The 25,334-nt window shown below is 66.2% G+C and carries 24 protein-coding genes; 13 read left to right on the top strand and 11 right to left on the bottom strand.

Going from position 1 to position 25,334, the window contains the following annotated elements; genetic code table 11:
• Positions 1–20: 20 nt before the first annotated feature.
• Both PSTAB_RS02635 and gap read right to left on the bottom strand, forming a co-directional pair.
• Positions 21–608 carry a cyclodeaminase/cyclohydrolase family protein gene (locus PSTAB_RS02635; RefSeq protein ID WP_013981611.1) on the bottom strand — a complete coding sequence of 196 codons (588 nt, stop codon included), beginning with the start codon at positions 606–608 and terminating at the stop codon, positions 21–23.
• Positions 605–1,615 carry a type I glyceraldehyde-3-phosphate dehydrogenase gene (gene gap / locus PSTAB_RS02630; protein ID WP_013981610.1) on the bottom strand — a complete coding sequence of 337 codons (1,011 nt, stop codon included), beginning with the start codon at positions 1,613–1,615 and terminating at the stop codon, positions 605–607. Before gap ends, PSTAB_RS02635 begins: the two co-directional genes overlap by 4 nt.
• Positions 1,616–1,801: 186 nt before the next feature.
• Here gap and PSTAB_RS02625 point away from each other — a divergent pair, with 186 nt between their 5' ends.
• The 4 genes from PSTAB_RS02625 to PSTAB_RS02610 all read left to right on the top strand — a co-directional run bounded on the left by PSTAB_RS02625 (position 1,802) and on the right by PSTAB_RS02610 (position 6,265).
• Complete coding sequence (locus PSTAB_RS02625; protein WP_017246165.1) at positions 1,802–3,337, top strand: alpha-amylase family glycosyl hydrolase; 1,536 nt, start codon at positions 1,802–1,804, stop codon at positions 3,335–3,337.
• A gap of 2 nt (positions 3,338–3,339) precedes the next feature.
• On the top strand, positions 3,340–4,962 hold the full coding sequence (locus PSTAB_RS02620; RefSeq protein ID WP_013981608.1) for an alpha-amylase family protein: 1,623 nt from the start codon (positions 3,340–3,342) through the stop codon (positions 4,960–4,962).
• 9 nt (positions 4,963–4,971) lie between these two features.
• A complete protein-coding gene (locus PSTAB_RS02615; protein ID WP_011911722.1) occupies positions 4,972–5,556 on the top strand; it encodes a 3-keto-disaccharide hydrolase in 585 nt (194 codons plus the stop codon).
• A gap of 136 nt (positions 5,557–5,692) precedes the next feature.
• Positions 5,693–6,265, top strand: coding sequence for a xanthine phosphoribosyltransferase (locus PSTAB_RS02610; RefSeq protein WP_013981607.1), 573 nt, complete (start codon positions 5,693–5,695; stop codon positions 6,263–6,265).
• A 17-nt stretch (positions 6,266–6,282) separates the two neighbouring features.
• On the opposite strand, the gene PSTAB_RS02605 is transcribed toward PSTAB_RS02610, so the two are convergent.
• The 5 genes from PSTAB_RS02605 to dadA form a co-directional block, all read right to left on the bottom strand.
• Positions 6,283–6,819, bottom strand: a complete 537-nt coding sequence (locus PSTAB_RS02605) for a cupin domain-containing protein (protein WP_011911720.1) — start codon at positions 6,817–6,819, stop codon at positions 6,283–6,285.
• A 133-nt stretch (positions 6,820–6,952) separates the two neighbouring features.
• Positions 6,953–7,378, bottom strand: a complete 426-nt coding sequence (locus PSTAB_RS02600) for a c-type cytochrome (RefSeq protein ID WP_011911719.1) — start codon at positions 7,376–7,378, stop codon at positions 6,953–6,955.
• Between the two features lie 159 nt (positions 7,379–7,537).
• Positions 7,538–8,086: a cupin domain-containing protein gene (locus tag PSTAB_RS02595; protein ID WP_011911718.1), complete on the bottom strand. Its 549-nt coding sequence runs from the start codon at positions 8,084–8,086 to the stop codon at positions 7,538–7,540.
• A 112-nt stretch (positions 8,087–8,198) separates the two neighbouring features.
• A complete protein-coding gene (locus PSTAB_RS02590) occupies positions 8,199–8,573 on the bottom strand; it encodes a RidA family protein (protein ID WP_013981606.1) in 375 nt (124 codons plus the stop codon).
• Complete coding sequence (gene dadA, locus PSTAB_RS02585) at positions 8,548–9,846, bottom strand: D-amino acid dehydrogenase (RefSeq protein ID WP_013981605.1); 1,299 nt, start codon at positions 9,844–9,846, stop codon at positions 8,548–8,550. The genes PSTAB_RS02590 and dadA overlap by 26 nt, the downstream gene beginning before the upstream one ends.
• A gap of 143 nt (positions 9,847–9,989) precedes the next feature.
• On the opposite strand from dadA, the gene PSTAB_RS02580 reads away from it, so the two are divergent.
• The 4 genes from PSTAB_RS02580 to PSTAB_RS02565 all read left to right on the top strand — a co-directional run bounded on the left by PSTAB_RS02580 (position 9,990) and on the right by PSTAB_RS02565 (position 14,464).
• Positions 9,990–10,478 (top strand): Lrp/AsnC ligand binding domain-containing protein, encoded by a 489-nt coding sequence (locus tag PSTAB_RS02580; RefSeq protein ID WP_013981604.1) that lies wholly within the window; start codon positions 9,990–9,992, stop codon positions 10,476–10,478.
• A 103-nt stretch (positions 10,479–10,581) separates the two neighbouring features.
• A complete protein-coding gene (locus PSTAB_RS02575; RefSeq protein ID WP_049790736.1) occupies positions 10,582–11,916 on the top strand; it encodes an NAD(P)/FAD-dependent oxidoreductase in 1,335 nt (444 codons plus the stop codon).
• 60 nt (positions 11,917–11,976) lie between these two features.
• Positions 11,977–13,524: a phospholipase D family protein gene (locus PSTAB_RS02570; protein ID WP_013981602.1), complete on the top strand. Its 1,548-nt coding sequence runs from the start codon at positions 11,977–11,979 to the stop codon at positions 13,522–13,524.
• A gap of 202 nt (positions 13,525–13,726) precedes the next feature.
• Positions 13,727–14,464 carry a hypothetical protein gene (locus tag PSTAB_RS02565; protein WP_011911714.1) on the top strand — a complete coding sequence of 246 codons (738 nt, stop codon included), beginning with the start codon at positions 13,727–13,729 and terminating at the stop codon, positions 14,462–14,464.
• 6 nt (positions 14,465–14,470) lie between these two features.
• On the opposite strand, the gene PSTAB_RS02560 is transcribed toward PSTAB_RS02565, so the two are convergent.
• The 3 genes from PSTAB_RS02560 to PSTAB_RS02550 all read right to left on the bottom strand — a co-directional run bounded on the left by PSTAB_RS02560 (position 14,471) and on the right by PSTAB_RS02550 (position 18,354).
• Entirely contained in the window at positions 14,471–14,995 is a 525-nt protein-coding gene (locus PSTAB_RS02560; protein WP_013981601.1) for an Mpo1 family 2-hydroxy fatty acid dioxygenase, read from the bottom strand.
• Positions 14,996–15,096: 101 nt separating this feature from the next.
• A complete protein-coding gene (locus PSTAB_RS02555) occupies positions 15,097–16,659 on the bottom strand; it encodes a methyl-accepting chemotaxis protein (RefSeq protein WP_013981600.1) in 1,563 nt (520 codons plus the stop codon).
• A 171-nt stretch (positions 16,660–16,830) separates the two neighbouring features.
• Positions 16,831–18,354: a 3-hydroxyacyl-CoA dehydrogenase gene (locus PSTAB_RS02550; protein WP_013981599.1), complete on the bottom strand. Its 1,524-nt coding sequence runs from the start codon at positions 18,352–18,354 to the stop codon at positions 16,831–16,833.
• 114 nt (positions 18,355–18,468) lie between these two features.
• Between PSTAB_RS02550 and PSTAB_RS02545 the strand changes: the two genes are divergently transcribed.
• Both PSTAB_RS02545 and PSTAB_RS02540 read left to right on the top strand, forming a co-directional pair.
• Complete coding sequence (locus tag PSTAB_RS02545; RefSeq protein WP_013981598.1) at positions 18,469–18,897, top strand: PaaI family thioesterase; 429 nt, start codon at positions 18,469–18,471, stop codon at positions 18,895–18,897.
• A gap of 3 nt (positions 18,898–18,900) precedes the next feature.
• Positions 18,901–20,229: a hypothetical protein gene (locus PSTAB_RS02540; RefSeq protein WP_013981597.1), complete on the top strand. Its 1,329-nt coding sequence runs from the start codon at positions 18,901–18,903 to the stop codon at positions 20,227–20,229.
• 6 nt (positions 20,230–20,235) lie between these two features.
• Here PSTAB_RS02540 and radC read toward each other — a convergent pair whose 3' ends face one another.
• Positions 20,236–20,910: a RadC family protein gene (radC, locus tag PSTAB_RS02535; protein ID WP_011911708.1), complete on the bottom strand. Its 675-nt coding sequence runs from the start codon at positions 20,908–20,910 to the stop codon at positions 20,236–20,238.
• Between the two features lie 137 nt (positions 20,911–21,047).
• Here radC and coaBC point away from each other — a divergent pair, with 137 nt between their 5' ends.
• From coaBC to PSTAB_RS22085, 3 genes are read left to right on the top strand one after another with little or no spacing between them, the layout of a single operon-like run.
• Positions 21,048–22,256 carry a bifunctional phosphopantothenoylcysteine decarboxylase/phosphopantothenate--cysteine ligase CoaBC gene (gene coaBC, locus PSTAB_RS02530; RefSeq protein WP_011911707.1) on the top strand — a complete coding sequence of 403 codons (1,209 nt, stop codon included), beginning with the start codon at positions 21,048–21,050 and terminating at the stop codon, positions 22,254–22,256.
• Position 22,257: 1 nt separating this feature from the next.
• Positions 22,258–22,713, top strand: coding sequence for a dUTP diphosphatase (gene dut, locus PSTAB_RS02525; RefSeq protein WP_011911706.1), 456 nt, complete (start codon positions 22,258–22,260; stop codon positions 22,711–22,713).
• A gap of 44 nt (positions 22,714–22,757) precedes the next feature.
• Positions 22,758–25,328, top strand: coding sequence for a phosphomannomutase/phosphoglucomutase (locus tag PSTAB_RS22085; RefSeq protein ID WP_013981596.1), 2,571 nt, complete (start codon positions 22,758–22,760; stop codon positions 25,326–25,328).
• The last annotated feature ends 6 nt before the right edge of the window (positions 25,329–25,334 follow it).

Here is a 25,334-nt window from a genome sequence, read left to right as displayed (position 1 = left end):
TTGCGCAGTGCGCGTGCTGATCAAACCGAACGTTGCCGATGCCGCTCCACTGCCATGGCCAGCCGCTCGGCCCGCACCTGCACTCGCGCGCGCGCCTGCGCGTCGTCCAGCCCTTGCAGATCGGCGTCGACATTGAGCAGCACGGCATCGACACAGGCAACCAGCAACAGGACGGCAGCCTCGACGTCGCACCGTAGCGCGGGGTTGACCAGCGGCACGGCACGCTCGGCTATGCCCAGCGCCTCGATACAGGCATGGGCCGTGGCCAGCGGCACGGCACACGCCTGGCGCGCCGCCGAGGACGCCAAGCGATCATCGTGCTGATCCTTGAGCACCTCGCGGAACACCGCCACATCGTCGTCGGCAAAGGCACCAGGACGGCCGAGCAGTGCCCGCGCCTCGTCGAGCAACGCGCTGCAGCGGTCATCGTCGCGCTGCCCGGCCGTGACCCGCAGCGCCTTGACGATCAGCGCTACGGCGAGGTCCGCGGTCACCGCCGCGACCGCGCCGCAGCCGGGCAGCGCGCGCTCGGCCACGGCATTGCGAAACTGCGCCAGGGGCAGTTGCCAGAGCCCCTGCCCCACACCAGGTCGGTCGGCGTCGGTCATCCCGCGTTGGCGCCTTGCCAGTGCAGCAGCACATCGAGCATGCGGTTGGAGAAGCCCCACTCGTTGTCGTACCAGGCCATCACCTTGACCAGCTCACCCTGCACGCGGGTCTGGCTGAGGTCGGCGACGCAGGAGGCGGGATAGCCGTTGAAGTCGCAGGACACCAGCGCCTCGTCGTTGCACTCCATCACACCGGCCGGCAGCTTCTGCGCACCGTCGCGCAGGATCTGGTTGATCGCGTCGACGCTTGCCGGCGCGTTCTCGGCGATGAAGGTCAGGTCCACCAGCGAGACGTTCGGCGTCGGCACACGCACCGACAGCCCGTCCAGCCGCCCGGCCAGTTCCGGAAGCACCAGGCCGATGGCCTTGGCCGCACCGGTGGTGGACGGAATCATCGACAGCCCGGCGGCGCGGGCTCGATAGAGGTCCTTGTGGGCCTTGTCCAGCAGGTTCTGGTCGTTGGTGTAGGAGTGCACGGTGTTGAGCAGCCCCTGGCGGATGCCGACCGCCTCGTGCAGCACCTTGGCCAGTGGTGCCAGGCAATTGGTGGTGCACGAGGCATTGGAGATCACCCGCTGGTCGGCCAGCAGCTGATGGTTCACGCCGTAGACCACGGTCAGGTCGCCGCCATCCAGCGGATGCGAGGCGAACACCCGGCCGGCACCGGCCTGCAGGTGCTGCTCGATGGCCGCGCGCTGCTTGAACTTGCCGGTGCACTCGAGCACCACATCGACGCCCAGCTCCTTCCACGGCAGTTGGGTGGCGTCGCGTTCGGCCAGCAGGCGGATGGACTGACCGCGCACCACCATCGAGTCGCCCTCGAGCGTCACCGGCTCGGGAAAACGACCGAAGGTCGAGTCGAAACGGGTCAGGTGCACCAGCGTGTTGTGTTCGCTGAGGTCGTTGATGGCGACCACCTGCACCTGATTCTGCAGTCCGCGCCCGAACAACGCGCGCACCACCGCGCGACCGATACGCCCATACCCATTGATGGCAATACGCAGCATGGCAAATCTCCTCGGAGGGGTTGAAAGTCAGTCGTTAGCTTAGGCGCAGTATCCACCCTTGCGTTCTCCATGAACCGACCGGGATCAAGGGAAGTGGCGAACCCGTGTCCCGCTTGCCAGTCGTATGGCTGACGAGGCGGCGTTGCCGAGCCGCCGCGACCTCAGACGAATCAGGGGGTACGCTGCATGAGCGAGACAACGCGAACGCCGTGGTGGATGGGTGCGACCGTTTATCAGATCTACCCGCGATCCTTCGCTGACAGCAACGGCGACGGCATCGGCGACCTCCAGGGCGTACTGCGGCACCTCGACTACCTCAAGCGGCTGGGGGTCGATGCTCTGTGGCTATCGCCGATCTTCCGCTCGCCGATGGCCGATGCCGGCTACGACATCAGCGACTACTGCGACATCGACCCGCTGTTCGGCTCGCTGGCCGACATCGACCGGCTGATCGCAGAGGCCCATGCCCGCGATATTCGCGTGCTGCTGGACTTCGTGCCCAATCACACCTCCGACGAGCATCCCTGGTTCGTCGAGTCGCGCAGCTCGCGGGACAACCCCAAGCGCGACTGGTACATCTGGCGGGACCAGCCGAACAACTGGCGCGCTGCGCTGGGTGCCGGCAGCGCCTGGACCTGGGACGAGCACACCCAGCAGTACTACCTGCACCTGTTCCTGGCCAAGCAGCCGGACCTGAACTGGCGCAACCCCGAAGTGGTCGCGGCAATGCACGACGTGCTGCGCTTCTGGCTCGATCGCGGCATCGATGGCTTTCGCATCGACGTCATTCACTGCACCGGCAAGGATCCGAGCTTCGCCGACGATCCGCGCTGCCAGGCCGGTCAGCCGTTGTCGGACTTCAACGACCAGCCCTACAGCCACGAGGTGCTGCGCGGCCTGCGCAAGCTGGTCGACAGCTATCCCGGTGATCGCATGCTGGTCGGCGAGGTGAACATCCGCTCCACCGAGCGCGTGCTGCAGTACTACGGCGCCGGCGATGAGCTGCACCTGGCCTTCAACTTCAATCCGCTCGATGCGCCCTGGGACCCGGTGCTGTTTCGCACCTGCATCCGTGAGGTCGAGCACTGGCTGCAGCCGGCCGGCGCCTGGCCGACCTGGGTGCTGTCCAACCACGACAATGTGCGCCAGCGCAGCCGCTACCAGGGCTCCGAGCGCGCGGCCCGCGCTGCCGCGGTGCTGTTGCTGACGCTGCGCGGCACACCGTTCATCTACCAGGGCGAGGAGCTGGGCCTGGAAGACGCACACATCGCCGACGAGGCGCGCATCGACCCGGGCGGCCGCGACGGCTGTCGTGCTCCCATTCCCTGGCTGGCCGAACCGCCCCATGACTGGAATGGCGCCTCACCCTGGCTGCCCTTTCCGCCCGATGCCGACGAGCTGGCCGCGGAACGGCAGGTCGGCGCGGCGAACTCGATGTTCGCCCTCTATCAGCGCCTGCTCGCGGCGCGCAAGGCCAGCCCGGCGCTGCTGCACGGCGACTTCGAGGAACTGCCCTCGCACCCCGAGGTGCTCGCCTACCGCCGGCAGCTGGGCGATGACCTGCGGCTGGTCTGCATCAATTTCGCCGAAGCGGCGCATGCCTGCCCGCAGAGTGGCGACTGGACGGTGGAAATCGCCAGCGACGGCCTCGGCGAAGGCGAGCCCTATGCCGGCACCCTGAACCCGGGCCAGGCACTCGTGCTGCGCCCGACGGAGGCCTGACCATGCGCCCACTCTGGTACCGCAACGCGGTGATCTATCAGATCGACCCCTCGCTGTTCCGTGACAGCAACGGCGATGGCTGCGGCGATCTGCGCGGCATCACCGAGCGCCTCGACTACATTCGCGGCCTCGGTTGCACCGCGATCTGGCTCATGCCCTTCTACCAGTCGCCATTCGAGGATGCCGGCTACGACATCAGCGACCATCTGCAGGTGGCCGAGCGCTTCGGCGACCTGGCCGACATCGTCGCCCTGCTGGAGAAGGCCGAGGAGCTGGGTCTGCACGTGATCATCGAGCTGGTCGTGCAGCATACCTCCAGCGAACACCGCTGGTTCCAGGAAGCGCGCCGCGACCGCGACTCGCCCTATCGCGACTACTACATCTGGGCCGACGAGCCGGACGACGCCATCGAGCCGATCTTTCCCACGGTCGAAGACAGCGTCTGGACCTGGGACGAGCAGGCCGGCCAGTACTATCGCCATCTGTTCTACAAGCATGAGCCGGACCTGAACCTGACCAACCCGCGGGTGATCCACGAGATCGAGCGGATCATGTCGTTCTGGCTACGCCTGGGCGTGTCGGGCTTTCGCATCGACGCCGCGGTGCACATGGTGCGCCAGGCCGGCGGTGGCGACCTGCGCCAGGGTTACTGGCTGCTGGAACACATGCGCGACTTCGTCACCATGCGCCGCCCGGAGACCGTATTGCTCGGCGAGATCGATACCGATCCGGAGAAGTACATCGAGTACTTCGGTGACGAGGCCGACCGCGTCACCCTGCTGCTGGACTTCTGGGTCAACAACCATCTGTTCCTCGCCCTCGCCAGGCAGCAGGCCGAGCCGCTCTGTCGCGCGCTGAACAGCCAGCCGCTGCCACCCAGCCATTCGCAATACGCCCTGTGGATTCGCAACCACGACGAGCTGAGCCTCGACCGGCTGGAGGAGGATGAGCGCAACGAGGTGCTGGATACCTTTGCCCCCGACCAGAACATGCGCGCCTACAACCGCGGTATTCGCCGACGCCTGGCGCCCATGCTCGACGGCGACGAGCGACGCATCGCCGCCACCCACGCCCTGCTCTTCTCCCTGCCCGGCACGCCGATCATCCGCTACGGCGAGGAAATCGGCATGGGCGACGATCTCGAGCGCCCGGAACGGCTGGCGGTGCGCACGCCGATGCAGTGGTCCAACGAGCCCAACGCCGGCTTCTCCTGCATCGACGCGCAACGGCTGATCGCCCCGGTGATCGATGAAGGGCCCTTCGCCTTCGACAGGGTCAACGTATTCGCCCAGACCCTGCGCAGCGACTCACTGATGGCGCGCACCGGCAACATGATCCGCACCCGCATCGGCCTGCGCGAGATCGGCATCGGCAAGCGGCGCACGGTGGAGGTGGACGACCCGAGCGTGTTCGCCATTCGCCACGACAACGATTCCACGGTGCTGATGCTGGTGAATCTGGCGGACCGCGAGACCACCGTGACGATCACCGACGACGACCTGCAGGACATGGTCGATGTACTCGCCGACTGCGACTACGGGCAGCCCGAGGGCACCCCGCTCCAGCTGCGGCTGGGTCCGTACGGCTACCGCTGGCTGCGGCGCAAGCAGCAACTGTTCGGATAGGAGCGACGCATGATTCTCGACGCAACACAGTGGCGTGCCTGGCACGGTGACGATTTTCCCGAGGGCAGCTGGTACCGCGACGAGGAGCAGCTGTGCGCCATCGTCGGTGCGCCGCGGATCGACCTGATATCCCGCGAGCGCTACGCGAACTTCATCCTGCGTTTCGAATACGCGCTGCCGGTCGGCGGCAACTCCGGGGTGTTCTACCGCGTCGACGAGGCCGCCGAACTTGCCTGGCACAGCGGGCCGGAAATGCAGCTGCTGGACGATGCCGTGCATCCCGACGGCGCCGAGCCGACCACACGCAACGGCGCCCTGTACGGCCTGCGGGCAACGCAGCAGGAAACGCCGATCGAACCGGGCAGTTTCATGGAAGGCGCGCTGGTGGTTCGCGACGCGGACGTCGAACACTGGCTGGACAACCGCATGGTGCTTTCTTATCGCCTGGATGACCCGGATCTGCGCATGCAGATTCGGACCAGCAAGTTCGCCGACAAGCCGTTGTATGCACAGGCCACCGCCGGCCACATCGTGCTGCAGCACCATGGCGAGGCCGTGCGCTTTCGCCGCCTGTCGATCGAACCGCTCAGCTGAACGTCGCCCTTGGATCGGCGCCGCGAATTGAGCGAGAATGCGCGGCTTTTCCAGGCTGCGAAACGCAGTGACGGCAGAAGCGCCACCGCGCCGAGCGTCAGGCAAGCCGCGGCCGCCCACGCTTGAGGTAGCGTTCGTGGAACAGCTGAAAGATAAGATTCGCAGTCATGGCATCGTGCTTTCCGACCGGGTTCTCAAGGTCGACGCGTTCCTCAATCACCAGATCGACCCGGTGCTGATGCAGGCCATCGGCCGAGAATTCGCTCGTCGCTTCCGCGATGACGGGATCACCAAGATCGTCACCATCGAGGCCTCGGGCATCGCACCGGCCGTGATGGCCGGCCTGGAGCTGGGCGTACCGGTGATCTTCGCCCGCAAGCATCAGTCGCTGACCCTGCATGACAACCTGCTCACCGCGACCGTCTATTCGTTTACCAAGCAGGTGGAAAGCACCATCGCTGTATCGACGCAGCACCTGTCTGCCAACGATCGCGTGCTGATCATCGACGACTTCCTGGCCAACGGCAAAGCCGCCAAGGGTCTGATCTCGATCATCAACCAGGCCGGTGCGAGCATCGCCGGTCTCGGCATCGTCATCGAGAAATCCTTCCAGACCGGTCGCAAGGAACTGGAAGAGGCTGGCTACCGCGTCGAGTCACTCGCCCGGGTCGCCTCGCTGGCCGACGGTGCCGTGCAGTTCATCGACTGAGCGCGACCTGCGCCGACTCATCGGCTGACAGGCGCGGCCTCCCCGCGCCAGAGCGTCACCAGTGCGCCCTGCGTGCCGGCCAGCGGATCGCTGACGGGCACGCCGACGCGGGCGATGCGTGCCCGCGAGGCATCATGGCTGGCCGCATCGGGGCGCTGCATGTCGTACTGCTGATCCAGCGGATAACCGGCTACCACCTGAAAATCCTCGCTGGCCTCCAGTGCGCAATGGCCAGTACCGGCAGGCAATACCAGCGCATCGCCGGCACGCAGCTCGACTTCCTCGCCTTTCTCCCCGCCGAGCATCAGCCGCGCCCAGCCGCTGGCCACGCCGAGCACTTCGTGGGCGGTGGAATGGTAATGGTGGTAGTCGTAAACCGTTCCGCGCCAGGCGGAGGGCCACAGATGGCTGTCGAACAATCGCTCGAACGCCTCGGCCGGGCTCGGCCCCGCCAAGGGTAGCTGGCGATAGATCAGCACCGGGTGCGGGCTGTTGGGCGTGCGCCCGTCACTACAGAGCTGCAGCAGTTCGGGATGCGGCGCGGTACTGGGCATGCGGGGCCTCCTGCTCGGGTCGATGAGTCAGGCCGATCGGCCTATCGGTTTCGACTCGAGGCAGCCGCGCTTTGCTCCCTCCAGAAACGACAAAGCCGCCCGGAGGCGGCTTTGCTGATGACGCAGCGCTCGATCAGAGGCCGGACATGTGCTGGATGGCGGCCTTCAGCTCGTCATCGGAGCAGTCGCCACAGGTGCCCTTCGGCGGCATGGCGTTGATGCCGCTGATGGCGTGCTTGAGCAGGCCGTCCAGACCACCGGCAGCGTCGGCACGGGCGGACCAGGCGGCGCTGTCACCGGTCTTCGGTGCGTTCAACAGACCGGAGCCATGGCAGGCAGTGCAGAACTTGCCATACACGTCGGAACCGCTGCGAGCTGCACCACCGGCGGCTGCGGCAGCACCGGCACCAGCGGCTGCGCACTCTTCACCTTGGATACATACTTCGCCCACCGGCTTGAGGCGCTCGGCGATTGCTTCGTCGGTCGCAGCCTGAGCGCTCATTGCCCACAGGGCCAATACGGCAGTCTGTGCTACCAGGATCTTCTTAATCAGGTTCACCTTACACCCTCATTGTGGCTAGACACGCCCGCGGCCACGGTATCGCGAGCGGCGATCAGTATACCGGCAAGCCATGCCGGCTGAAACAATACGAAAGGCCCAGCTATTCTCAGCGACGCTTTGTCGCATCGAACTTTCGAACGAGACGCGCTGGTCGCGTTAAAAATTCGCCGGTGTGGTGGCGCTGATCAGCCGCGCCGGCACATCGAACGGATTGCGGAAACGATGCGGCTTGCTGCTCTCGAAGTAATAGCTGTCGCCGCTTTCCAGCACGTAGACCTGGCCGCTCACCGTCAGCTCCAGGCGCCCCTCGACCAGCATGCCGGCCTCTTCACCCTGGTGCGACAGCATGTCCATGCCGGTATCGGAGCCCGGCGGATAGGTTTCGTCGAGAAAGGCGATGGCACGACCGGGGTGCGCCTTGCCCACCAGCTTCATGCTCACCGCGCCGTCGGAAATATCGATCAGTTCGCTGCCCTTGTAGACCACCTGGGTATCGCTGTCCTGATCGAAGTCAGGGGAAAAGAATTCCACCAGCGACATCGGAATGCCGCTCAGCACCTTTTTCAGCGAGCTGATGGACGGGCTGACGCTGTTCTTCTCGATCATGGAAATGGTGCTGTTGGTGACGCCGGCGCGCTTGGCGAGTTCGCGCTGGGACAGGCCCTTGAGCTTGCGGATGGTTTGCAGTCGAACACCGACGTCCAATACGGGAGCCCCCTTTCAAGAGCGAAGCGATAAGGGGGCTTATGATGGCAATGGCGTTCAGAATTTACAACACGCGTACCGGGCGGCTCGTCGCGCGGCACGCGGCCGATGTTCAGAGTACCGGGCCTGCCAAGTCGGGCATCGCAGCGACGATCGTGATTTCCACCCGCACGTCAGGGGCGTACATCAGTGCCTGAACGGTGGTCCGCGCCGGCGCGGTGCCCGAGGGCAGCCAGGCGTCCCATACCTCGTTCATCCCGGCATAGTCGCCCGCGATATCCTTGAGGTGGATGGTCGCCGAGAGCAGGCGGGCCTTGCTGGTGCCCGCCTCGTCCAGCAGGCGCTCGATGCTGGCAAGCGTCTCGCGGGTCTGCTGACGGATGTCTCCGGTCAGGTCATCGGCCAGTTGCCCGGACAGATAGACCGCGCCGTTGTGGATCACCGCCTCGCTGTAGCGCGTCTCAGTGTGCAGCCGCCGGATGGGCATGTTTGTGATTCTCCTTGTGCTTGCCGTAACGGAAGATATCCAGGCCCTCGGTGCTGATCTGCGGGCGCTTGGAGGCGAGCAGATCGGCGAGCACCCGGCCAGAGCCGCAGGCCATGGTCCAGCCCAGAGTGCCGTGACCGGTGTTGAGGAACAGGTTGCGATACGGGGTCGCGCCGATGATCGGTGTGCCATCGGGCGTGGCCGGTCGCAGGCCGGTCCAGAATACCGCGTCGGACGGATCCCCGCCCTGCGGATAGAGGTCGCCCACCACCATTTCGAGGGTCTCCCGCCGACGCGGGTTGAGCGACAGGTCGTGGCCGGCGATCTCCGCCATGCCACCAACGCGGATGCGCTGGTCGAAGCGGGTAATGGCGACCTTGTAGGTCTCGTCGAGCACGGTGGACTGCGGCGCCATCGCCGGATCGCTGATCGGCACGGTCAGCGAATAGCCCTTGAGCGGGTAGACCGGCGCGCGGATGCCCAGCGGCTTGAGCATCTGAGGGCTGTAGCTGCCCAAGGCCAGCACGTAGCGATCGGCAGTTTCCAGCTTGCCGTCGATCCACACCCCGGCGATGCGGTCGCCGGCATGTTCCAGACGCTGGATGTTCTGCTCGAAACGGAACTCGACGCCCAGGGCTCGGGCCATCTCCGCCAGACGGGTGGTGAAGAGCTGGCAGTCACCGGTCTGGTCGTTGGGCAGACGCAGGGCCCCACTGAGCTTGTGCGAGACCTTGGCCAGGGCGGGTTCGACCCGTGCGATACCGGCGCGATCGAGCAGTTCGTACGGCACGCCGGAGCGCTCCAGCACGGCGATGTCCTTGGCCGCTGCATCCAGCTGGGCCTGAGTGCGGAACAGCTGCGTGGTACCGAGCTGGCGCCCTTCGTAGGCGATACCGGTTTCGGCGCGCAGCTCGTCGAGGCAGTCGCGACTGTACTCGGACAATCGCACCATGCGCTCCTTGTTCACCGCATAACGCGCCGCAGTGCAGTTGCGCAGCATCTGCGCCATCCACAGATACTGGTCGATATCACCGGTAAGCTTGATGGCCAGCGGCGCATGACGCTGCAGCAGCCACTTCATCGCCTTCAGCGGCACACCCGGCGCGGCCCAGGGAGAGGCATAACCCGGCGACACCTGGCCGGCATTGGCGAAGCTGGTTTCCATTGCCACGGCCGGTTGCCGATCGACCACAACCACCTCGAAACCGGCCCGCGCCAGATAGTAGGCGCTGGCGGTGCCGACGACTCCGCTACCCAGTACCAGTACACGCATTGCAGCCTCCCGCCCGCTCGAACAGGCTTTTCCGGATTCACTGTTCGGAGTATAAAAAGGCTGAAGCAGTGTTATTCACCATATAAAAAGCTATCTTTGGCCTTAATTCACGCCAGAGCCGCTTTATTTGGAGCGTATTTCCCTTGAGAACTCGCCATCAGACCCGACGCGAACTGGACAAGATCGATCGTCATATCCTGCGCATCCTGCAAGCCGAGGGGCGTCTGCCGTTCACCGAACTGGGCGAGCGGGTCGGCCTGTCCACCACGCCCTGCACCGAGCGGGTCCGGCGCCTTGAGCGCGAGGGCATCATCATGGGCTATTCGGCGCGGCTGAACCCGCAGTATCTGAAGGCGGGGCTACTGGTATTCGTCGAGATCAGCCTGGCGTACAAGTCCGGCGACATTTTCGAGGAATTCCGCCGCGCGGTGCTCAAGCTACCCCATGTGCTGGAGTGCCATCTGGTGTCCGGTGATTTCGATTACCTGGTCAAGGCGCGCATTTCGGAGATGGCTTCCTACCGCAAGCTGCTTGGCGACATCCTGCTGAAGCTGCCCCACGTGCGGGAATCGAAGAGTTATATCGTGATGGAAGAGATCAAGGAGTCCCTCGACCTGCCGGTCCCGGACTAGAGCCTCCGGATGTGCATCCGGACGTACCGCGACAAGCAAGTCGTCGCACCGTCGGTCCAGCTCGCCTTTGCCCCGCGGCACCGCTCCGGTCTACCCTAGAAAGATGCAGACCTTTCATGACACTTCAGTGAATCATCGTGCATCCGCTTCGAACACCGGCGACCATGCACCTTCCTACTATGCCGCGAGCGTCAACCGCGAGCTGTCCTTCGAGCCCCTGCAGGGCGAACAGCGGGCCGACGTGTGCATCGTCGGTGGCGGCTTCTCCGGCCTCAATACCGCCATCGAACTGGCCGAACGCGGGCTCAGCGTCATCCTGCTGGAAGCGCACTGCATCGGCTGGGGCGCCAGCGGGCGCAACGGCGGCCAGCTGATCCGCGGCGTCGGCCATGATGTCGAGCAGTTCACCAACATCCTCGGCGAAGAGGGTGTGGATGAGCTCAAGCGCATGGGCTTCGAGGCGGTGGAGATCGTTCGCCAGCGCATCGAACGCTATGCCATCGATTGCGACCTGACCTGGGGTTATTGCGACCTGGCAACCAAGCCGCGTCACCTCAAGGGCTTCGACGAAGACTATTCCGACCTGCTGCGCCTGGGTTATCCGCATCCGCTGCAACGGGTATCGCGACCGAACCTGGCCACCGTGATCGGCTCGCAGCGTTACCTCGGCGGCCTGCTGGATATGGGCTCCGGGCACCTGCACCCGCTGAATCTGGCGCTTGGCGAGGCGGCCGCGGCGCAGTCGCTGGGCGTACGCCTGTTCGAGCAGTCGAAGGTCGAACGCATCGAGTATGGCCCGCAGGTCAAGGTCCACACGGCCGATGGCGTGGTGCAGGCAGAAACCTTGGTGCTCGCCTGCAACGCCTATCTCAACGGCCTGCAGCCGAAGCTCGCCGGCAAGGTGCTGCCGGCCGGCAGTTACATCATCGCCACCGAGCGCCTGCCCGAACCGCTGTGCCGCGAACTGCTGCCGCAGAATACGGCAGTCTGCGACCAGCGCGTGGCGCTCGACTACTTCCGTCTCTCGACCGACGGACGTCTGCTGTTCGGCGGCGCCTGCCACTATTCGGGCCGCGACCCGAAAGACATTGCGGCCTACATGCAGCCGAAAATGCTCGAGGTGTTCCCGCAGCTGATCGGCATCGGCATCGACTACCAGTGGGGCGGCATGATCGGCATCGGCGCCAATCGCCTGCCGCAGATCGGGCGCCTGCCCGAGCAGCCCAACGTGTTCTACGCCCAGGCGTATTCCGGGCACGGGCTGAATGCCACTCATCTGGCCGGTCGCCTGCTGGCCGAAGCCATCACGGCGCAGCAGAGCCATGGCTTCGATCTGTTCGCCAAGGTGCCGCACCCGACCTTTCCCGGTGGCCGCCTGCTGCGCTCGCCGCTGCTGGCCATGGGCATGCTCTGGTATCGGCTGAAGGATCGCTTCTGAATTTTCCGACGAAGCGCAGCGTCCAAGCATGGAATGAATGGATGCAGACCCGGAGAAACCTTGCGCGCCTATCTGGCGCTGTTGCTGCTCGTGCTGCTGGCCGGTTGCGCCAGCCATCCAGCCCCGACCGAGTCCTACTCGGTCGCCCCGGACGCCTCTCCCCTCGGCCGGCGGATACAGCAGCTCGCTGCCTCCCAGCCGGACGGCTACTCCGGCTTTCGCCTGCTGGCCGAGAGCACCGAGGCCTTCACGGCCCGCAGCGAAATGATCCGCGCCGCCCAGCTCAGCCTGGACGTGCAGTACTACATCGTCCATGACGGCCTGACCACCCGCGCACTCATCGACGAGCTGCTGCAGGCGGCCGACCGTGGCGTTCGTGTACGCCTGCTGCTGGACGACACCACCAGCGACGGCCAGGACTACCGCATCGGCGCCCTCGCCGCCCATCCCAACGTCCAGATCCGCGTCTTCAACCCGTTGCACCTGGGCCGCAGCAACGCGATTACCCGAACCATGGGCCGCCTGCTGCACCTGTCGTTGCAGCATCGGCGCATGCACAACAAGCTCATGCTGGTCGACGGCAGCCTGGCCATCGTTGGCGGGCGCAACCTGGGGGACGAGTACTTCGAGGCCGACCAGGCGATGAACTTCACCGACATCGACCTGCTTGGCGCCGGCCCGGTGGCCGAGCAGCTGGCGCGGAGTTTCGACGAGTACTGGAACAATCAGCTGAGCGTGCCGATCCAACGCTTTCTCTGGTGGCAACCGAAGGCCAGCGGCCTGGACAAGGCCCGCCGGCAACTGCGCGACTACCTGCAGCAGGCGCGGCAGGACAACAGCGAGCAGTATCAGCGGCTGATGCAGTACAAACAGGAGCCGCAGTTGCAGCAATGGCTCGACGAGCTCATATGGGCACCCGGCGAGGCGATGTGGGATGCCCCGGAGAAGCTGCTCGCCGAGGGCATACCGGCCACCTCGCTGCTGCTGACCACTCAGCTGGCACCGACCATGCAGGCGGTGAGCCGCGAGCTGACACTGATATCGGCCTACTTCGTGCCGACCGCCAGTGGCGTGGAATACCTGGCCGAGCGCGCCGGTGCGGGGGTGACGGTACGCATCCTCACCAATTCGCTGGAGGCGACCGACGTGCCGGCCGTGCATGGGGGTTATGCACCCTACCGCCGCGAGCTGCTGGAGCACGGCGTGCGCCTGTTCGAGCTGCGCCGGCAGCCGCAACAGGAGCCGTCCTACAGCTTTCTCGGCGAGTCCGAATCCAGCCTGCACAGCAAGGCGGCAGTGTTCGATCAGGAAAAGGTGTTCATTGGCTCGCTGAATTTCGATCCGCGCTCGGTGCTCTGGAACAGCGAAGTCGGCGTGCTGGTGGAAAGCCATGAGCTGGCCCGCGAGGTCCATCGCCTGACCCTGGAGGGCATGTCGCCCGCGCTCAGCTACGAGGTACGCCTGGAGGAGCGCGACGGGCGCCAGCAGCTGGTCTGGATCGCCGAGGACGGCGGTCGCCTGCGCGTGCTGGAGAAGGAGCCCGGCGGGCTCTGGCGACGCTTCAACGCCTGGTTCGCCGACGTGATCGGACTGGAGAAGATGCTCTAGCATCCGCTCTGGACCGCCCTGCCGCCGGTGACTGCGCAGCGAGTACCTGCCGGCGCGTCAGCTGCAGCACATCTCCGCCCTTCTGTCCTCCCCCTGCAAATCATTCTTTGGGGTGATACCAGATAGCCAGTGGTCCGTTAGGCTCAGGAATGCTGCTGCCACGCACGCATCGCTTCTATAAAAATAAAAAAGGAGCACGACAATGGACCGTTTCACTCGCTTCTGGTTATTGCTGATCCTCGGCATGCTGCCCGGCCTCACCGAGGCTGCCGAGCCGACCACCCCGCTGCAGAACATGCAGATTCACGCCAACCGCGCCACCAGCAGCCTGCTGCTCTACCGTGGCGAAGGGTTTCAGAAGGCACACCTGCTGCGCTTGGAAGACGATCTGCGGGCGCTGAACGCCGCCCTGATGCAGGTACCCAACCCCACCAGCGCATTACGCGAAAGCCATCAGGAACTGCTGGCCCGGCTTCGCGAAGGTGCGAGCTTCGGCACCGCCGAAGACGACATGCCCTGGGGCTTTCCGCTGCAGATGAGCAAGGCGCTACGCGATTTCCTCACGGCCGTGCGCGCCCAGCAGGGCGCCGACAGCCAGGCCGAACTGCCGGCCAAGGTCGAATACCTTGCCGTGCAATACCTCAGCCGCGCCTATATCGGCTCCTTCGAGATCGCCCGCGAACAGCCGGATACCTACCTCGGCCAGGATGAGCGCCACCTGGTGCCGGCCATCGACGCCCAGCTCGCCGAGCTGGACGGCAAGCGCGACCCGCTGTTGGCCAAGCTCAAGACCCGCTGGGATTTCCTCCGGGTGGCGCTGCAGGACATGAACAGCGCCAGCAACAACCTCACCACCGCCTCGGGCCGCCCGTTCGCGCCGATCATGGTCGACCGCCATACGCGCAGCCTCAGCGACCAGTGGATGGCCGCCAAGCCCTGAGGACCCTCAGCCGTGAGCGGCCGAGTGGCGCAGACGCACCGGCCCGACCCGCGCCTCGATGGCGAGGCGCAGCGGCTCGCGCAACCCGAGCATGAAGCCGAGCTCGGCCGCGACGAACAGCGGCCCGATGATCAGCCCGCTGAGGTCGTCGACGAACGCCGGCTTGCGCCCCTCGAAATAGTGGCCGACGAACTGGATGATCCAGCCCACTACGAACAGCCCAACGCCGATACCCAGCCAGAGCGCCGTGCCCGCTCCGGCGGTCAGCGCACCCAGCCACAGGCAGAGCGCCAGCACGGCGCTCATCAGCATGCCGTAGCGCAGGTCCAGACGCAGATAGAACAGCGCGGCGACAAGCGACACCAGCGCCGCCGGACTGAGCCACAGGCCCGCCCAGGCGATGCCGGGGCGCGACAGCAGCACGGCCACGGCCACCACGATCAGGGGAATGCCAACGAAATGGGTGAGCAGGTTGCGCGGGTCGCGGTGGTAGGCCGCGTATTGCGCGAGGTGATCGGTGAGCGTCTTCATCGGCTGCATCTCCGCAGAACCAGTAGCGAGCAAGCTTAGTCGCTTCCTGGCCCGTGCAGCTGCACAGGGCCAGGGCGATCGCGCCAACCTCGGGATCGGCCTTATTGCTCGGGGCGATAGCCCAGCCGCAGCCCACCCCAGTGGCGCCCGCGAACCATGATCGGCACCGACAGATCATGCATCAGCTCGCCGGTGTCGCGACTGTAGGTCTGCAACAGCAGGCGCCGCTGATGACTGCCGCAGCGGCCGCCGGTGCGATCGTTGAACAGCCGCTTGCTGCGGCTCTTGACCCGATCGATCTCCGGATTGCCCACCGGCGGCTGGCTGAAGGCCCGGTTGTGGGTCGGCACATAGCCTTCCGGGGTCGTCGCGATGGCGTAGACCAGTGCCGGATGCCGCTGCAGCAGCGGCTCCTGGATCGCTGGCAGAACCTCGTCGGCATACTTGTCGAAGCGCGTCTGGTACTTCACCGGGTCGGTATTGGGCAGCGCCCGGTAGTTGCGATCGAAGAGATCATCCAGGCTGACCCGCCCGGCCTGGATGTCCGCCTCGAACCGCTCGGCGATGGCCGCAGCGCCCTGCCGCGCCAGGTCGAACATGGCCTGGTGATAGTCGTCCAGCTGCACCTCGGCGAGCTGCTCGCTGGCACTCTCGGCCTGGGCCACCAGCCGCTCGGCGGCCTGCTCCAGCTGGCGGGTCTGTTTCTCGCTGTCCAGTGCGTCGGCGCGCAGCTGGTCGAGGGCGACGAACTGCCCGGTCAGGCGCTGATGGTTGTCGGCGGTGCCGGTGGTGATCTGCTCCACCTGGGACTCGACGCTGCCGGCCAGCCCGGCGATGCCGCTGAGCTGCTCGCCGGTGGTGGCGATCTGCTCGGCGGCGGCGTCCAACTCGTTGGCCTGGCGCTGGATGTAGCTGACCACCGCTTCGCTCTGCTGGCGAATGTCGGCCACCATGCGCCCCACTTCTTCGGTAGCGCTGGAGGTACGCGCCGCCAGGCTGCGCACCTCGTCGGCCACCACGGCAAACCCGCGCCCCGCCTCGCCGGCGCGGGCGGCCTCGATGGCTGCGTTGAGCGCGAGCAGATTGGTCTGGCTGGCAATGGACTGGATCACGTCGGTGATCCGGCGAATCTCTTCGGTGCGGGCGGACAGGCCGTCGATCAGCTCGCGACTGGCATGGGTCTGCGCGCTGAGCTGCTGCATCCGCTCGATGGCGCGCTGCAACTCGGCCTGGCCGGCATCGCTGCGCTGGCGCACCGACTGCGCGGCATCCAGCGTGTGTCGGGCGCGCTCGGCGCTGTCCTGCTCGGTGGCCGCAATCGCCTCGGCACCGTTGGCGATTTCGCTCACCGCCTTGAGCTGCGACTGCAGGCGGCTGGCCAGCTGCTCGGCGCTGAAAGCGACCTGAGCGGCGGAAAGCGCGTTGTGGCAGGTGTTGCGCGACAGATTCTTGGTCAGCTCACTGAACGCCGGCGGCGTATCGGCAGCCGTCGCGCCGTCGTCTGCCGCGCCCCAGAAGGTGAACCAGGGCCATAGCGCCGCGGCGAGCAGCAACAGCGCCGTCAACAGCAGAGGCGGGGCCAGCCAGTAATGCATGAGCAGCAGACCGACGATCAGCGCTACATGGAACACGATGGCCTTGGGGTGGCGGTTGGCGGGGCTCATGGACGGGCCTCTTGTTCTTGTCGGATTGATCCGACGTTGTACCCACAGCCTCCGACAAAGAACAGTAGTGCCTTAGTAGCACCGTGCCGTTATCGAAGGCTCACCCCAGGCTTAACGGCCGCGGCCGGACAAACTGAAGGCGCCACCGCGCGCCTCCGGTCGCCTCGACAACTAGGGTGCCGACGCCCGCTCCGGCGCGCTCAGGGGCAGCGCGAGCTGTACCCGCCGGCGCAGCCAGGGGCTCGGCCGGTAGCGCGCCTCACCGCCATAGCAGGCCTGCATCGCCTCGAGAATGGCGAGGACGCGCGCCGCACCATAATGCTCGGCGAAACCCAGCGGTCCCTTCGGGTAGCCCAGCGCCAAGGTAATCGCCCGGTCCAGCGTATGCGGATCGGCGATGCCCTTCTGCGCGATCTCGCAGCCCAGGTTGACGATGCTGGCCACGACGCGCTGACTGACGAACCCCGGCGAATCGTTGATCACCTCCACCGGCACGCCGTCGCCACCCAGCGCCTGCCGCGCCTGGGCTTCCAGCGCGGGGTCGAGCGCAGGCGTACGCATCAGCACGTGCCGCCGTTCGCGATCGCAAAACAGGTCGTAGGCGACGCAACGCGCCGCCGGCAAACCCAGACGCGCGATCATCGAGCTGGCGTCCTCACCCAAAGGAGTGATCAGGCAGATGGCCCGTTCCGACGGCGTCTCACCCGACTCCAGCTGCGCACCCGTCTGGCCCAGCAAGGCTGCCAGCCAACCGCGCAGCTCGGCGTCCTGGCTGTCCAGCCAGAACGGTCGGTCGACCGAGACTGGCTCGAGGGCCGGCGCCGGCGTTCGCATCTGCTGGCCATTGTCGTAGCGGTAATAGCCCTGGCCGCTCTTGCGCCCGAGCAGACCGGCGGCGACCCGCTGCGCGGCCTGGTAGGACGGCGTATAGCGTGGGTCCTGGTAGAACTGCTGGTACACCGACTCCATCACGGCGTGAGAGACGTCCAGGCCGGTGAGGTCGAACAGTTCGAACGGCCCCATGCGAAAGCCCGGGCCGTCGCGCAGGATGCGGTCGATCTGCTCGGCATCAGCGATGCCCTCGGCGAGGATGCGCTGCGCCTCGGTGCTGTAGGCGCGACCGGCATGGTTGACCAGAAAACCGGGAGTATCGGGTGTGATCGCAGGGAAATGCCCGGCCTCTTCGGCCAGCTTGACCAGCCGCTCGATCACCTGCGGATCGCTGCGCTCGCCGCGCACCACTTCCACCAGCTTCATCAACGGCACCGGGTTGAAGAAATGAAAACCGGCCACCCGCTGCGGGTGCCGGCAGGCCGCGGCGATCCGCGTGACCGACAGTGACGAGGTATTGGTCGCCAGTACCGCGTCCTCGGCAACCAGCGCCTCCAGCTCGACGAACAGTGCCTGTTTGGCCTCGAGATTCTCGACGATGGCCTCGATCAGCAGGTCGCAACCGGCCAGCTCCTGCAACGTCGACGCCGGCCGCATCCGCGCCAGGGTTGCGTCGAGCGCCTCGGCGCTCAGGCGGCCCTTGGCCAGGCTGCGCTCCAGCAGCTCGCGATTGAAACGCAGCGCCTCGGCGACCGACTCGCCGCGCGCATCGTAGAGCCACACCTGCTTGCCCGCGCTGGCAAACAGCTGAGCGATGCCCCGCCCCATGGCGCCGGCACCGATGATTCCGATACGTTCGAACATCCCAAACCCTCCTCACACACCGCATATTCCGCAGTGCGGAATGGCATTCCGTCAGATTGACCAGCAGGCTAAAGGCTGCCACTCTGCGGCGCAACTTCCTACCGATACGCCCTTATGTCCGAGCATTCACGCCAGCAGGTCGAAGCCTCCATAACCGGCTTCTTTCAGGATCTCGGCTGCCGCCTGACCGAGTACGGCCCCGAGCGGGTGGTGATCGAACTGCTGCTGCAGCCGCGCCACCTGAACAACGCCAGCAACCTGCACGGCGGCGTCAGCGCAACCTTGCTCGACGTGGCGATGGGCCTGTGCGGCACCTGGACCGAGCAGGCGGACCAGCGCCGCGTGGCGACCACCCTGTCGATGAACGTCAACTTCAGCGCACCGGCGCCAGCCGGCAGCCGCATCCGCGCGGTGGCACGCTGCCGCTCCTCCGGGCACAAGGTATTCATGGCCAGCTGCGACCTGCTGGACGAGCAAGATCGCCTGCTGGCCTTTGGTGAAGGCGTCTACCAGCGCGGCAAGCTGCGCAGCGAGCTGCCCTGACCGATGCTGGCCCTGCTGCCACTGGCGCTCGCCTGCGAGCTGTTCGCGCTGGTCTCCCGCCTGCAATGGCCGAGCGTGATCAGCGGCGCCCTGCTGGTACTGTTCTTCCTCTGGCACTGGCGCTCGCTGATGCCCTACCCGCGCCGGCTGGGGCTGGTCACGCTCGGCCTGCTCGCCTACTGGTTGCTGCTTGGCACGCCCAGCTGGGAACAAGCGCAGCGGATGCTGGCTGCCGCTGCCTATTACGGCGCGTTCATCGGCGCGCTGGGGCTCGCGCACTGCGCAGTCAAGCGGCTGCCACAACTGGGCGAGCTGCACCGCTTGCTGCTGCGACAACCGCGCCGGCGCCTCTACCCGAGCTATCTGCTGAGCACCTTCGCCATCAGTTCGGTGCTGAGCTTCGGCATGCTCAACCTGGTCTGCGGCTCGCTGGAACGTCATCTGGACGGCCGCGGCTACAGTCCGGCACAGCGGCGCGAGGGCGCCCGCGGGGTGATGGTCACGGCACTGCGCGGCTTCGCCCTGGTGCCTCTGCTGGCGCCCACCAGCGTTGCCGTGGCGATCCTCACTCGCGAGCTGCCGGGGCTCAGCTGGAGCGCACTGCTGCCGTTCGGGCTGCTCTGTGCGGCAATCCTGCTAGTGGTCGGTTGGACGATTGACAATCACCGGCTGCATCAACTGCAGATGGGCAGCGAACGGCCGCCCGCGCCAGCCGGTGAGCTGCGCAGGCTGCTGTATGGCAGCCTCCTGGGCATTGCGCTGATCGCTCTGCTGGCCAGCCAGACCTGGCTGTCAGCGACCCAGGCAGCGATGCTGCTGGTGCCGCTCGCCGTGATCGGCCTGCTACTGCACCAGGGCGGCTCGCCAACCGCCGTCTACGGCGAGGTACGTGACACCCTTGCCGGAATGCGTAACGAGACTTTCATCTTCGCCTGCTCCGCCTTGCTGGGCGGGCTGACCGCCATCCTGATTCCGGTCGAACGTCTGGCAGGTCATTTCAGCAGTACGCCCCTGGCGCTGTTCGGCCTCGGCGCCATCGGCATGCTCGCCATCATCGCGTTGGCGCTGCTGGGTGTCGCGCCGATCATCTCGCTGAGCCTGTGCGCCGCACTGCTGGCCCAGCTGGCGGGCCACGGCGTCGCGGTGATGCAGCCGGCGGTGGCGCTGCTGGTGGGCTTTTCTCTGGCGATGCTGCTGTCGCCCTATGGGCCATCGGCGCTGATGCTGGCGCGCCACGCGGGGATCTCCCCGTGGCGCATCGCCTTCGGCTGGAACGGCCGCTTCGTTTTGCTGGTGCTCGGTCCGCTGCTGCTGGTACCGCTGCTGGCGTAGCGACGCTCACATCCAGCCATATTCGGCCATCGACAGCGGCTCGCCGTCACCGACGATGAAATGATCGAGCACCCGCACGTCGATCAGCGCCAGGGCGTCTTTCAGCCGCTGGGTCAGCTGACGGTCGGCCTGGCTCGGCTCGGCCACACCGGACGGGTGATTGTGGGTGAGGATCACCGCCGCCGCGTTCTGCGCCAGGGCACGCTTGACCACCTGCCGCGGATAGACGCTGGCGCCATCGATGGTGCCGTGGAACAACACTTCGAAGGCCAGGACCCGGTGCTTGGCGTCGAGAAACAGGCAGCCGAACAGCTCGTGCGGTTCGTGGCGCAGGCGCGCCTTGAGGTAATCGCGTACCGCCTGCGGCGATTCCAGTGCCGAATCGCGGCGCAGCCGTTCGGCCAGGTGCCGGCGCCCCATCTCCAGCACGGCCTGTAACTGGGCGAACTTGGCCGGTCCAAGCCCCAGGTGTGCGCTGAACTGATCGAGATCCGCCTCCAGCAACGCGCGCAGGCTGCCGAACTCGGCGAGCAGGTAGCGAGCCAGGTCCACCGCGCTCTTTCCGGCGACGCCGGTGCGCAGGAATATCGCCAGCAATTCGGCATCGGAAAGCGCGGCCGCGCCCTGATCGAGAAGCTTCTCCCGCGGCCGCTCCGACGCCGGCCAGTCACGTATGCTCATGTCATCTCCCTGTCGAGCAGGCTCACTTTTCCGCTATGGGCGCTGTGCTATCTTAGCCCGTCATTTTTCCGGGGCACCGGGCAACTTCAGACCTGGTTCTCACTCCGGACATCCCTACCAGATAACAAGGCAGGCCTATGCAGCGGCTGTATCGTAAACGCATCGTCCTGGGCGTCGGCGGCGGCATCGCCGCCTACAAGAGCGCCGAACTGGTCCGCCGCCTGCGCGACCATGGCGCCGAAGTCCGGGTGGTGATGACCCAGGGCGGGCGCGAGTTCATCACTCCCCTCACCCTGCAGGCGCTCTCCGGCCATCCCGTCCACCTGGACCTGCTCGACCCCGCGGCGGAAGCGGCCATGGGGCACATCGAACTGGCTCGCTGGGCAGACCTCGTGCTGATCGCGCCGGCCACCGCCGACCTCATGGCCCGCCTTGCTCAGGGCGTCGCCAATGATCTGCTGACCACCGTGGTGCTGGCGACCAACGCCCCGGTCGCCCTGGCACCGGCCATGAACCAGGCCATGTGGGCCGACCCCGCTACCCAGGCCAATCGTGAGCAGCTGCTGGCACGTGGCATTCGCCTGTTCGGACCCGGCTCTGGCAGCCAGGCCTGCGGCGACATCGGCATGGGGCGCATGCTCGAAGCCGAGGAGCTGGCGCGCGCCGCCGCCGACTGCTTCGAGACCGGCATGCTGACCGGCAAGCATCTGCTGATCACTGCCGGCCCCACCCAGGAAAACATCGACCCGGTGCGCTACATCACCAACCACAGCTCGGGAAAAATGGGTTTCGCCCTCGCCGAGGCCGCTGCCGAAGCCGGCGCGCGGGTCACCCTGGTGACCGGCCCGGTGTTCCTGCCCACTCCCGATCGTGTGCAGCGCATCGACGTCGTCAGTGCCCGTGACATGCTCGCGGCCTGCGAAGCGGCGATGCCCTGCGACATCCTCATCGCCGCGGCAGCCGTCGCCGATTACCGTCCGGAAGTGGTGGCACCCCATAAACTGAAGAAAGACCCCAGCACTGGCGATGGCCTGCTGCTGCAGATGGTGCGCAACCCGGACATCCTCGCCACCCTCGCAGGCCGTGCGGATCGCCCGTTCTGCGTCGGCTTCGCCGCGGAGACCGAGAATCTTCTCGAATATGCCGCCCGCAAGCTGCGCGACAAGAACCTCGACCTGATCGTCGCCAACGACGTGGCCAACCCCAGCATCGGCTTCAACAGCGAAGACAACGCGGTCAGCGTGATCGACCGCCAACAGCACGAAACCCGCTTCGGCCAGGCCAGCAAGGGGCATATTGCCCGTGCGCTGGTAGCCTTCATCGCCGAGCGCTACAAAGAGTCCTGACATGCACGCACTCCAAGCCAAGATCCTCGACCCGCGCCTCGGTCGGGACTTCCCACTGCCCGAATACGCCACACCTGGCTCGGCCGGTCTCGACCTGCGCGCCATGCTGCAACAGGACACCGTCCTGGAACCCGGCCAGACCCTGCTGATCCCCACCGGCCTGGCCATCCACATCGCCGACCCGACCCTGGCCGCGCTGGTCCTGCCGCGTTCGGGCCTCGGCCACAAGCACGGCATCGTGCTCGGCAACCTGGTCGGGCTGATCGACTCGGACTACCAGGGTGAGCTGATGGTGTCCTGCTGGAACCGCGGCCAGAGCGCATTCACCATCGCCGTCGGCGAGCGCATCGCGCAGCTGATGCTGGTGCCGGTGGTGCAGGCGCGTTTCGAACTGGTCGACAGCTTCGACAGCAGTGATCGCGGCGCCGGCGGATTCGGCCACTCCGGCAGCCACTGAGCGATACCCCCGCTTACTTCTTTCAGGATGATCCGAGGAGCTTCATGGCACTCTTCAAGCGCACCGCCAAGGATTCAGGCGTACTGAACCCGGCCGAGACCCGCAGCAAGCGCAGCGGCATCAACATCAAACCCTTGCTCGGTGGCCTGGCGAGCTGCCTGATCGGCCTCGGCGCAGCGGCAGCGCTGCTCTGGCTGGGCCTGCAGAATGCCGAGCAGGAGCAACGGACGCAGCTGGCCAGCGCCTGGGGCCAGAGCCAGGCCAGCGCGCTGCAGCAAGCGCTGCGTCAGCTGCAGGGCGATACCCAGGCGGTGACGGAGCGACTGATGCTGGTCGACGCGCTGCGTGGCGACGGTGAGCGTCGACGCGATGCCGAGCAGCGCCTGCTGGACCTGCCCGGCGTGGTCGACGCGCATCTGAATGTCCGCGGCCGCGCCGTACCCGACACCAGCCGCCCGGGACCGCTGAACTTCGCCGCGCTCGATCTGCTGCAGCGTGCGGAAGCCGGCCAGGCGCCCGCCCCCGAAGCGTACAAGGTCGACAACCGCTGGCTGCTGTACAGCGCCGTCGCCCTGCGCGGCGAAGGTCAGCAGGCGATTCGCGGCACGCTGCTGCTGGTGACTGACCTCGAACGCCTCCTCGCCGGCCTCCCGACGCTGCCCGCCGGCGCCGGGCAACTGCGGTTGAGCCAGCAATTCGCCGGCGCACCGGAGCAAGTGCTGCTGCAGCGCGGCACCCCGGGCAATGCCACGGCCCTGACACTGCCCAGCGGCAATTCCAACTGGACGCTGAGCTACGTTCCGGGCAGCGAAGCCGCGCCGGCCATGCTGACGCCCCTGCACCTGATCGCCGCGGCGCTGCTGGCACTGGCCGGCGTACTGATCGGCCTGCAACTGGTGCTCGGCAGCCAGCAACGCAAGCTGCGCGAAGACGTGCTGCGGATCAGTCGCCTGCTGCAGGAACTCTCCACGGGCAAGACCATCCAAATACCGGCCTTGAGCCTGCCGGTCCTCGACGCACTGGCCAGGAACATGGTCCGACTGCCCGTCCGCCCCGCCGGATCGGCTCCGACTCAGGCACCTGCCGCGGCCCCCGCCGTACGGCCCGCCAAACCTACCGAGTACGTCGCTCCGCCCCTGCCGGAGACCGATATTCTCGACATCGACATTCTCGACGAGGACCAGGACATCTTCGGCCTCGACACCAAGGAGCGAGAAACCGCAATGAGCAGCGCCAAAGCCCCGAACTTGCCCGCCAGTATCTTCCGCGCCTACGACATCCGTGGCGTTGTCGGCGACAGCCTGACCACCGAAACCGCGTACTGGGTCGGCCGCGCCATCGGGTCCGAGAGCCTCGCCAAGGGTGAACCCAACGTTTCCGTCGGCCGCGACGGTCGCCTGTCCGGCCCGGAGCTGGTCCAGCACCTGATCCAGGGCCTGCTCGACAGCGGCTGCGACGTCAGCGACATCGGCATGGTGCCGACGCCGGTGCTCTATTACGCGGCCAACATCCTCGCCGGCAAGTCCGGGGTGATGCTCACCGGTAGCCACAACCCGCCGGACTACAACGGCTTCAAGATCGTCATCGCCGGAGACACCCTGGCCAACGAGCAGATCCAGGTGCTGCGCAAGCGGATCGAGACCAACGACCTGTCCAGCGGTGTCGGCAAGGTCGAACAGGTCGATGTACTGGAGCGTTACTTCGAGCAGATCCGCAGCGACATCGCCATGGCCAAGCCGATGAAGGTGGTGGTCGACTGCGGCAACGGTGTGGCCGGCGTCATCGCGCCCAAGCTGATCGAGGCCCTGGGTTGCACCGTGATCCCGCTGTACTGCGAGGTCGACGGCAACTTCCCCAATCACCACCCCGATCCCGGCAAGCCGGAGAACCTGGTCGACCTGATCGCCAAGGTGAAATCCGAGAAGGCTGATCTGGGCCTGGCCTTCGACGGCGACGGCGATCGCGTCGGCGTGGTGACCAACGCCGGCACCATGATCTACCCGGACCGCCTGCTGATGCTGTTCGCCAAGGACGTGGTTTCGCGCAATCCAGGCGCCGACATCATCTTCGACGTCAAATGCACCCGCCGCCTGACCCCGCTGATCAGCGGCTATGGCGGCCGCCCGGTGATGTGGAAGACCGGCCATTCGCTGATCAAGAAGAAGATGAAGGAATCCGGCGCGCTGCTGGCCGGCGAGATGAGCGGCCACATCTTCTTCAAGGAACGCTGGTTCGGCTTCGACGACGGCATCTACAGTGCTGCACGCCTGCTGGAGATCCTCAGTCAGGACAAGCGTGACGCCGAACAGGTGTTTGCCGCCTTCCCCTGCGATATCTCGACGCCGGAGATCAACATCACGGTGACAGAGGAAAGCAAATTCACCATCATGGACGCCCTGCAACGCGACGCCAAATGGGGCGAAGCCAACCTGATCACCCTCGACGGTGTGCGGGTCGACTATCCCAAGGGCTGGGGCCTGATCCGCGCCTCCAACACCACCCCGGTGCTGGTACTGCGCTTCGAGGCCGACAGCGAAGAAGAGCTCAGCCGCATCCAGGACGTCTTCCGCGGCCAGCTGCTCAGCGTTGCACCCGACCTCAAACTGCCGTTCTGATTTTGC

The organism is Stutzerimonas stutzeri (genome assembly GCF_000219605.1).
Taxonomy (GTDB): Bacteria; Pseudomonadota; Gammaproteobacteria; order Pseudomonadales; family Pseudomonadaceae; genus Stutzerimonas; species Stutzerimonas stutzeri.
The sequence above is the reverse complement of the archived record's forward strand: the minus strand, read 5'-3'. Positions and strand labels throughout refer to the sequence as shown.

What these genes read in the sequence shown, in the direction of transcription:
- PSTAB_RS02555 (WP_013981600.1), bottom strand. Translation starts at nt 16,659, where the DNA reads ATGAGCCCCGCCAACCGCCACCCCAAGGCCATCGTGTTCCATGTAGCG.
- PSTAB_RS02625 (WP_017246165.1), top strand. Translation starts at nt 1,802, where the DNA reads ATGAGCGAGACAACGCGAACGCCGTGGTGGATGGGTGCGACCGTTTAT.
- PSTAB_RS02620 (WP_013981608.1), top strand. Translation starts at nt 3,340, where the DNA reads ATGCGCCCACTCTGGTACCGCAACGCGGTGATCTATCAGATCGACCCC.
- PSTAB_RS02635 (WP_013981611.1), bottom strand. Translation starts at nt 608, where the DNA reads ATGACCGACGCCGACCGACCTGGTGTGGGGCAGGGGCTCTGGCAACTG.
- PSTAB_RS02575 (WP_049790736.1), top strand. Translation starts at nt 10,582, where the DNA reads ATGCAGACCTTTCATGACACTTCAGTGAATCATCGTGCATCCGCTTCG.
- PSTAB_RS02550 (WP_013981599.1), bottom strand. Translation starts at nt 18,354, where the DNA reads ATGTTCGAACGTATCGGAATCATCGGTGCCGGCGCCATGGGGCGGGGC.
- PSTAB_RS22085 (WP_013981596.1), top strand. Translation starts at nt 22,758, where the DNA reads ATGGCACTCTTCAAGCGCACCGCCAAGGATTCAGGCGTACTGAACCCG.
- dut (WP_011911706.1), top strand. Translation starts at nt 22,258, where the DNA reads ATGCACGCACTCCAAGCCAAGATCCTCGACCCGCGCCTCGGTCGGGAC.
- PSTAB_RS02615 (WP_011911722.1), top strand. Translation starts at nt 4,972, where the DNA reads ATGATTCTCGACGCAACACAGTGGCGTGCCTGGCACGGTGACGATTTT.
- radC (WP_011911708.1), bottom strand. Translation starts at nt 20,910, where the DNA reads ATGAGCATACGTGACTGGCCGGCGTCGGAGCGGCCGCGGGAGAAGCTT.
- PSTAB_RS02560 (WP_013981601.1), bottom strand. Translation starts at nt 14,995, where the DNA reads ATGAAGACGCTCACCGATCACCTCGCGCAATACGCGGCCTACCACCGC.
- PSTAB_RS02605 (WP_011911720.1), bottom strand. Translation starts at nt 6,819, where the DNA reads ATGCCCAGTACCGCGCCGCATCCCGAACTGCTGCAGCTCTGTAGTGAC.
- dadA (WP_013981605.1), bottom strand. Translation starts at nt 9,846, where the DNA reads ATGCGTGTACTGGTACTGGGTAGCGGAGTCGTCGGCACCGCCAGCGCC.
- coaBC (WP_011911707.1), top strand. Translation starts at nt 21,048, where the DNA reads ATGCAGCGGCTGTATCGTAAACGCATCGTCCTGGGCGTCGGCGGCGGC.
- PSTAB_RS02540 (WP_013981597.1), top strand. Translation starts at nt 18,901, where the DNA reads ATGCTGGCCCTGCTGCCACTGGCGCTCGCCTGCGAGCTGTTCGCGCTG.
- PSTAB_RS02545 (WP_013981598.1), top strand. Translation starts at nt 18,469, where the DNA reads ATGTCCGAGCATTCACGCCAGCAGGTCGAAGCCTCCATAACCGGCTTC.
- PSTAB_RS02565 (WP_011911714.1), top strand. Translation starts at nt 13,727, where the DNA reads ATGGACCGTTTCACTCGCTTCTGGTTATTGCTGATCCTCGGCATGCTG.
- gap (WP_013981610.1), bottom strand. Translation starts at nt 1,615, where the DNA reads ATGCTGCGTATTGCCATCAATGGGTATGGGCGTATCGGTCGCGCGGTG.
- PSTAB_RS02590 (WP_013981606.1), bottom strand. Translation starts at nt 8,573, where the DNA reads ATGCCCATCCGGCGGCTGCACACTGAGACGCGCTACAGCGAGGCGGTG.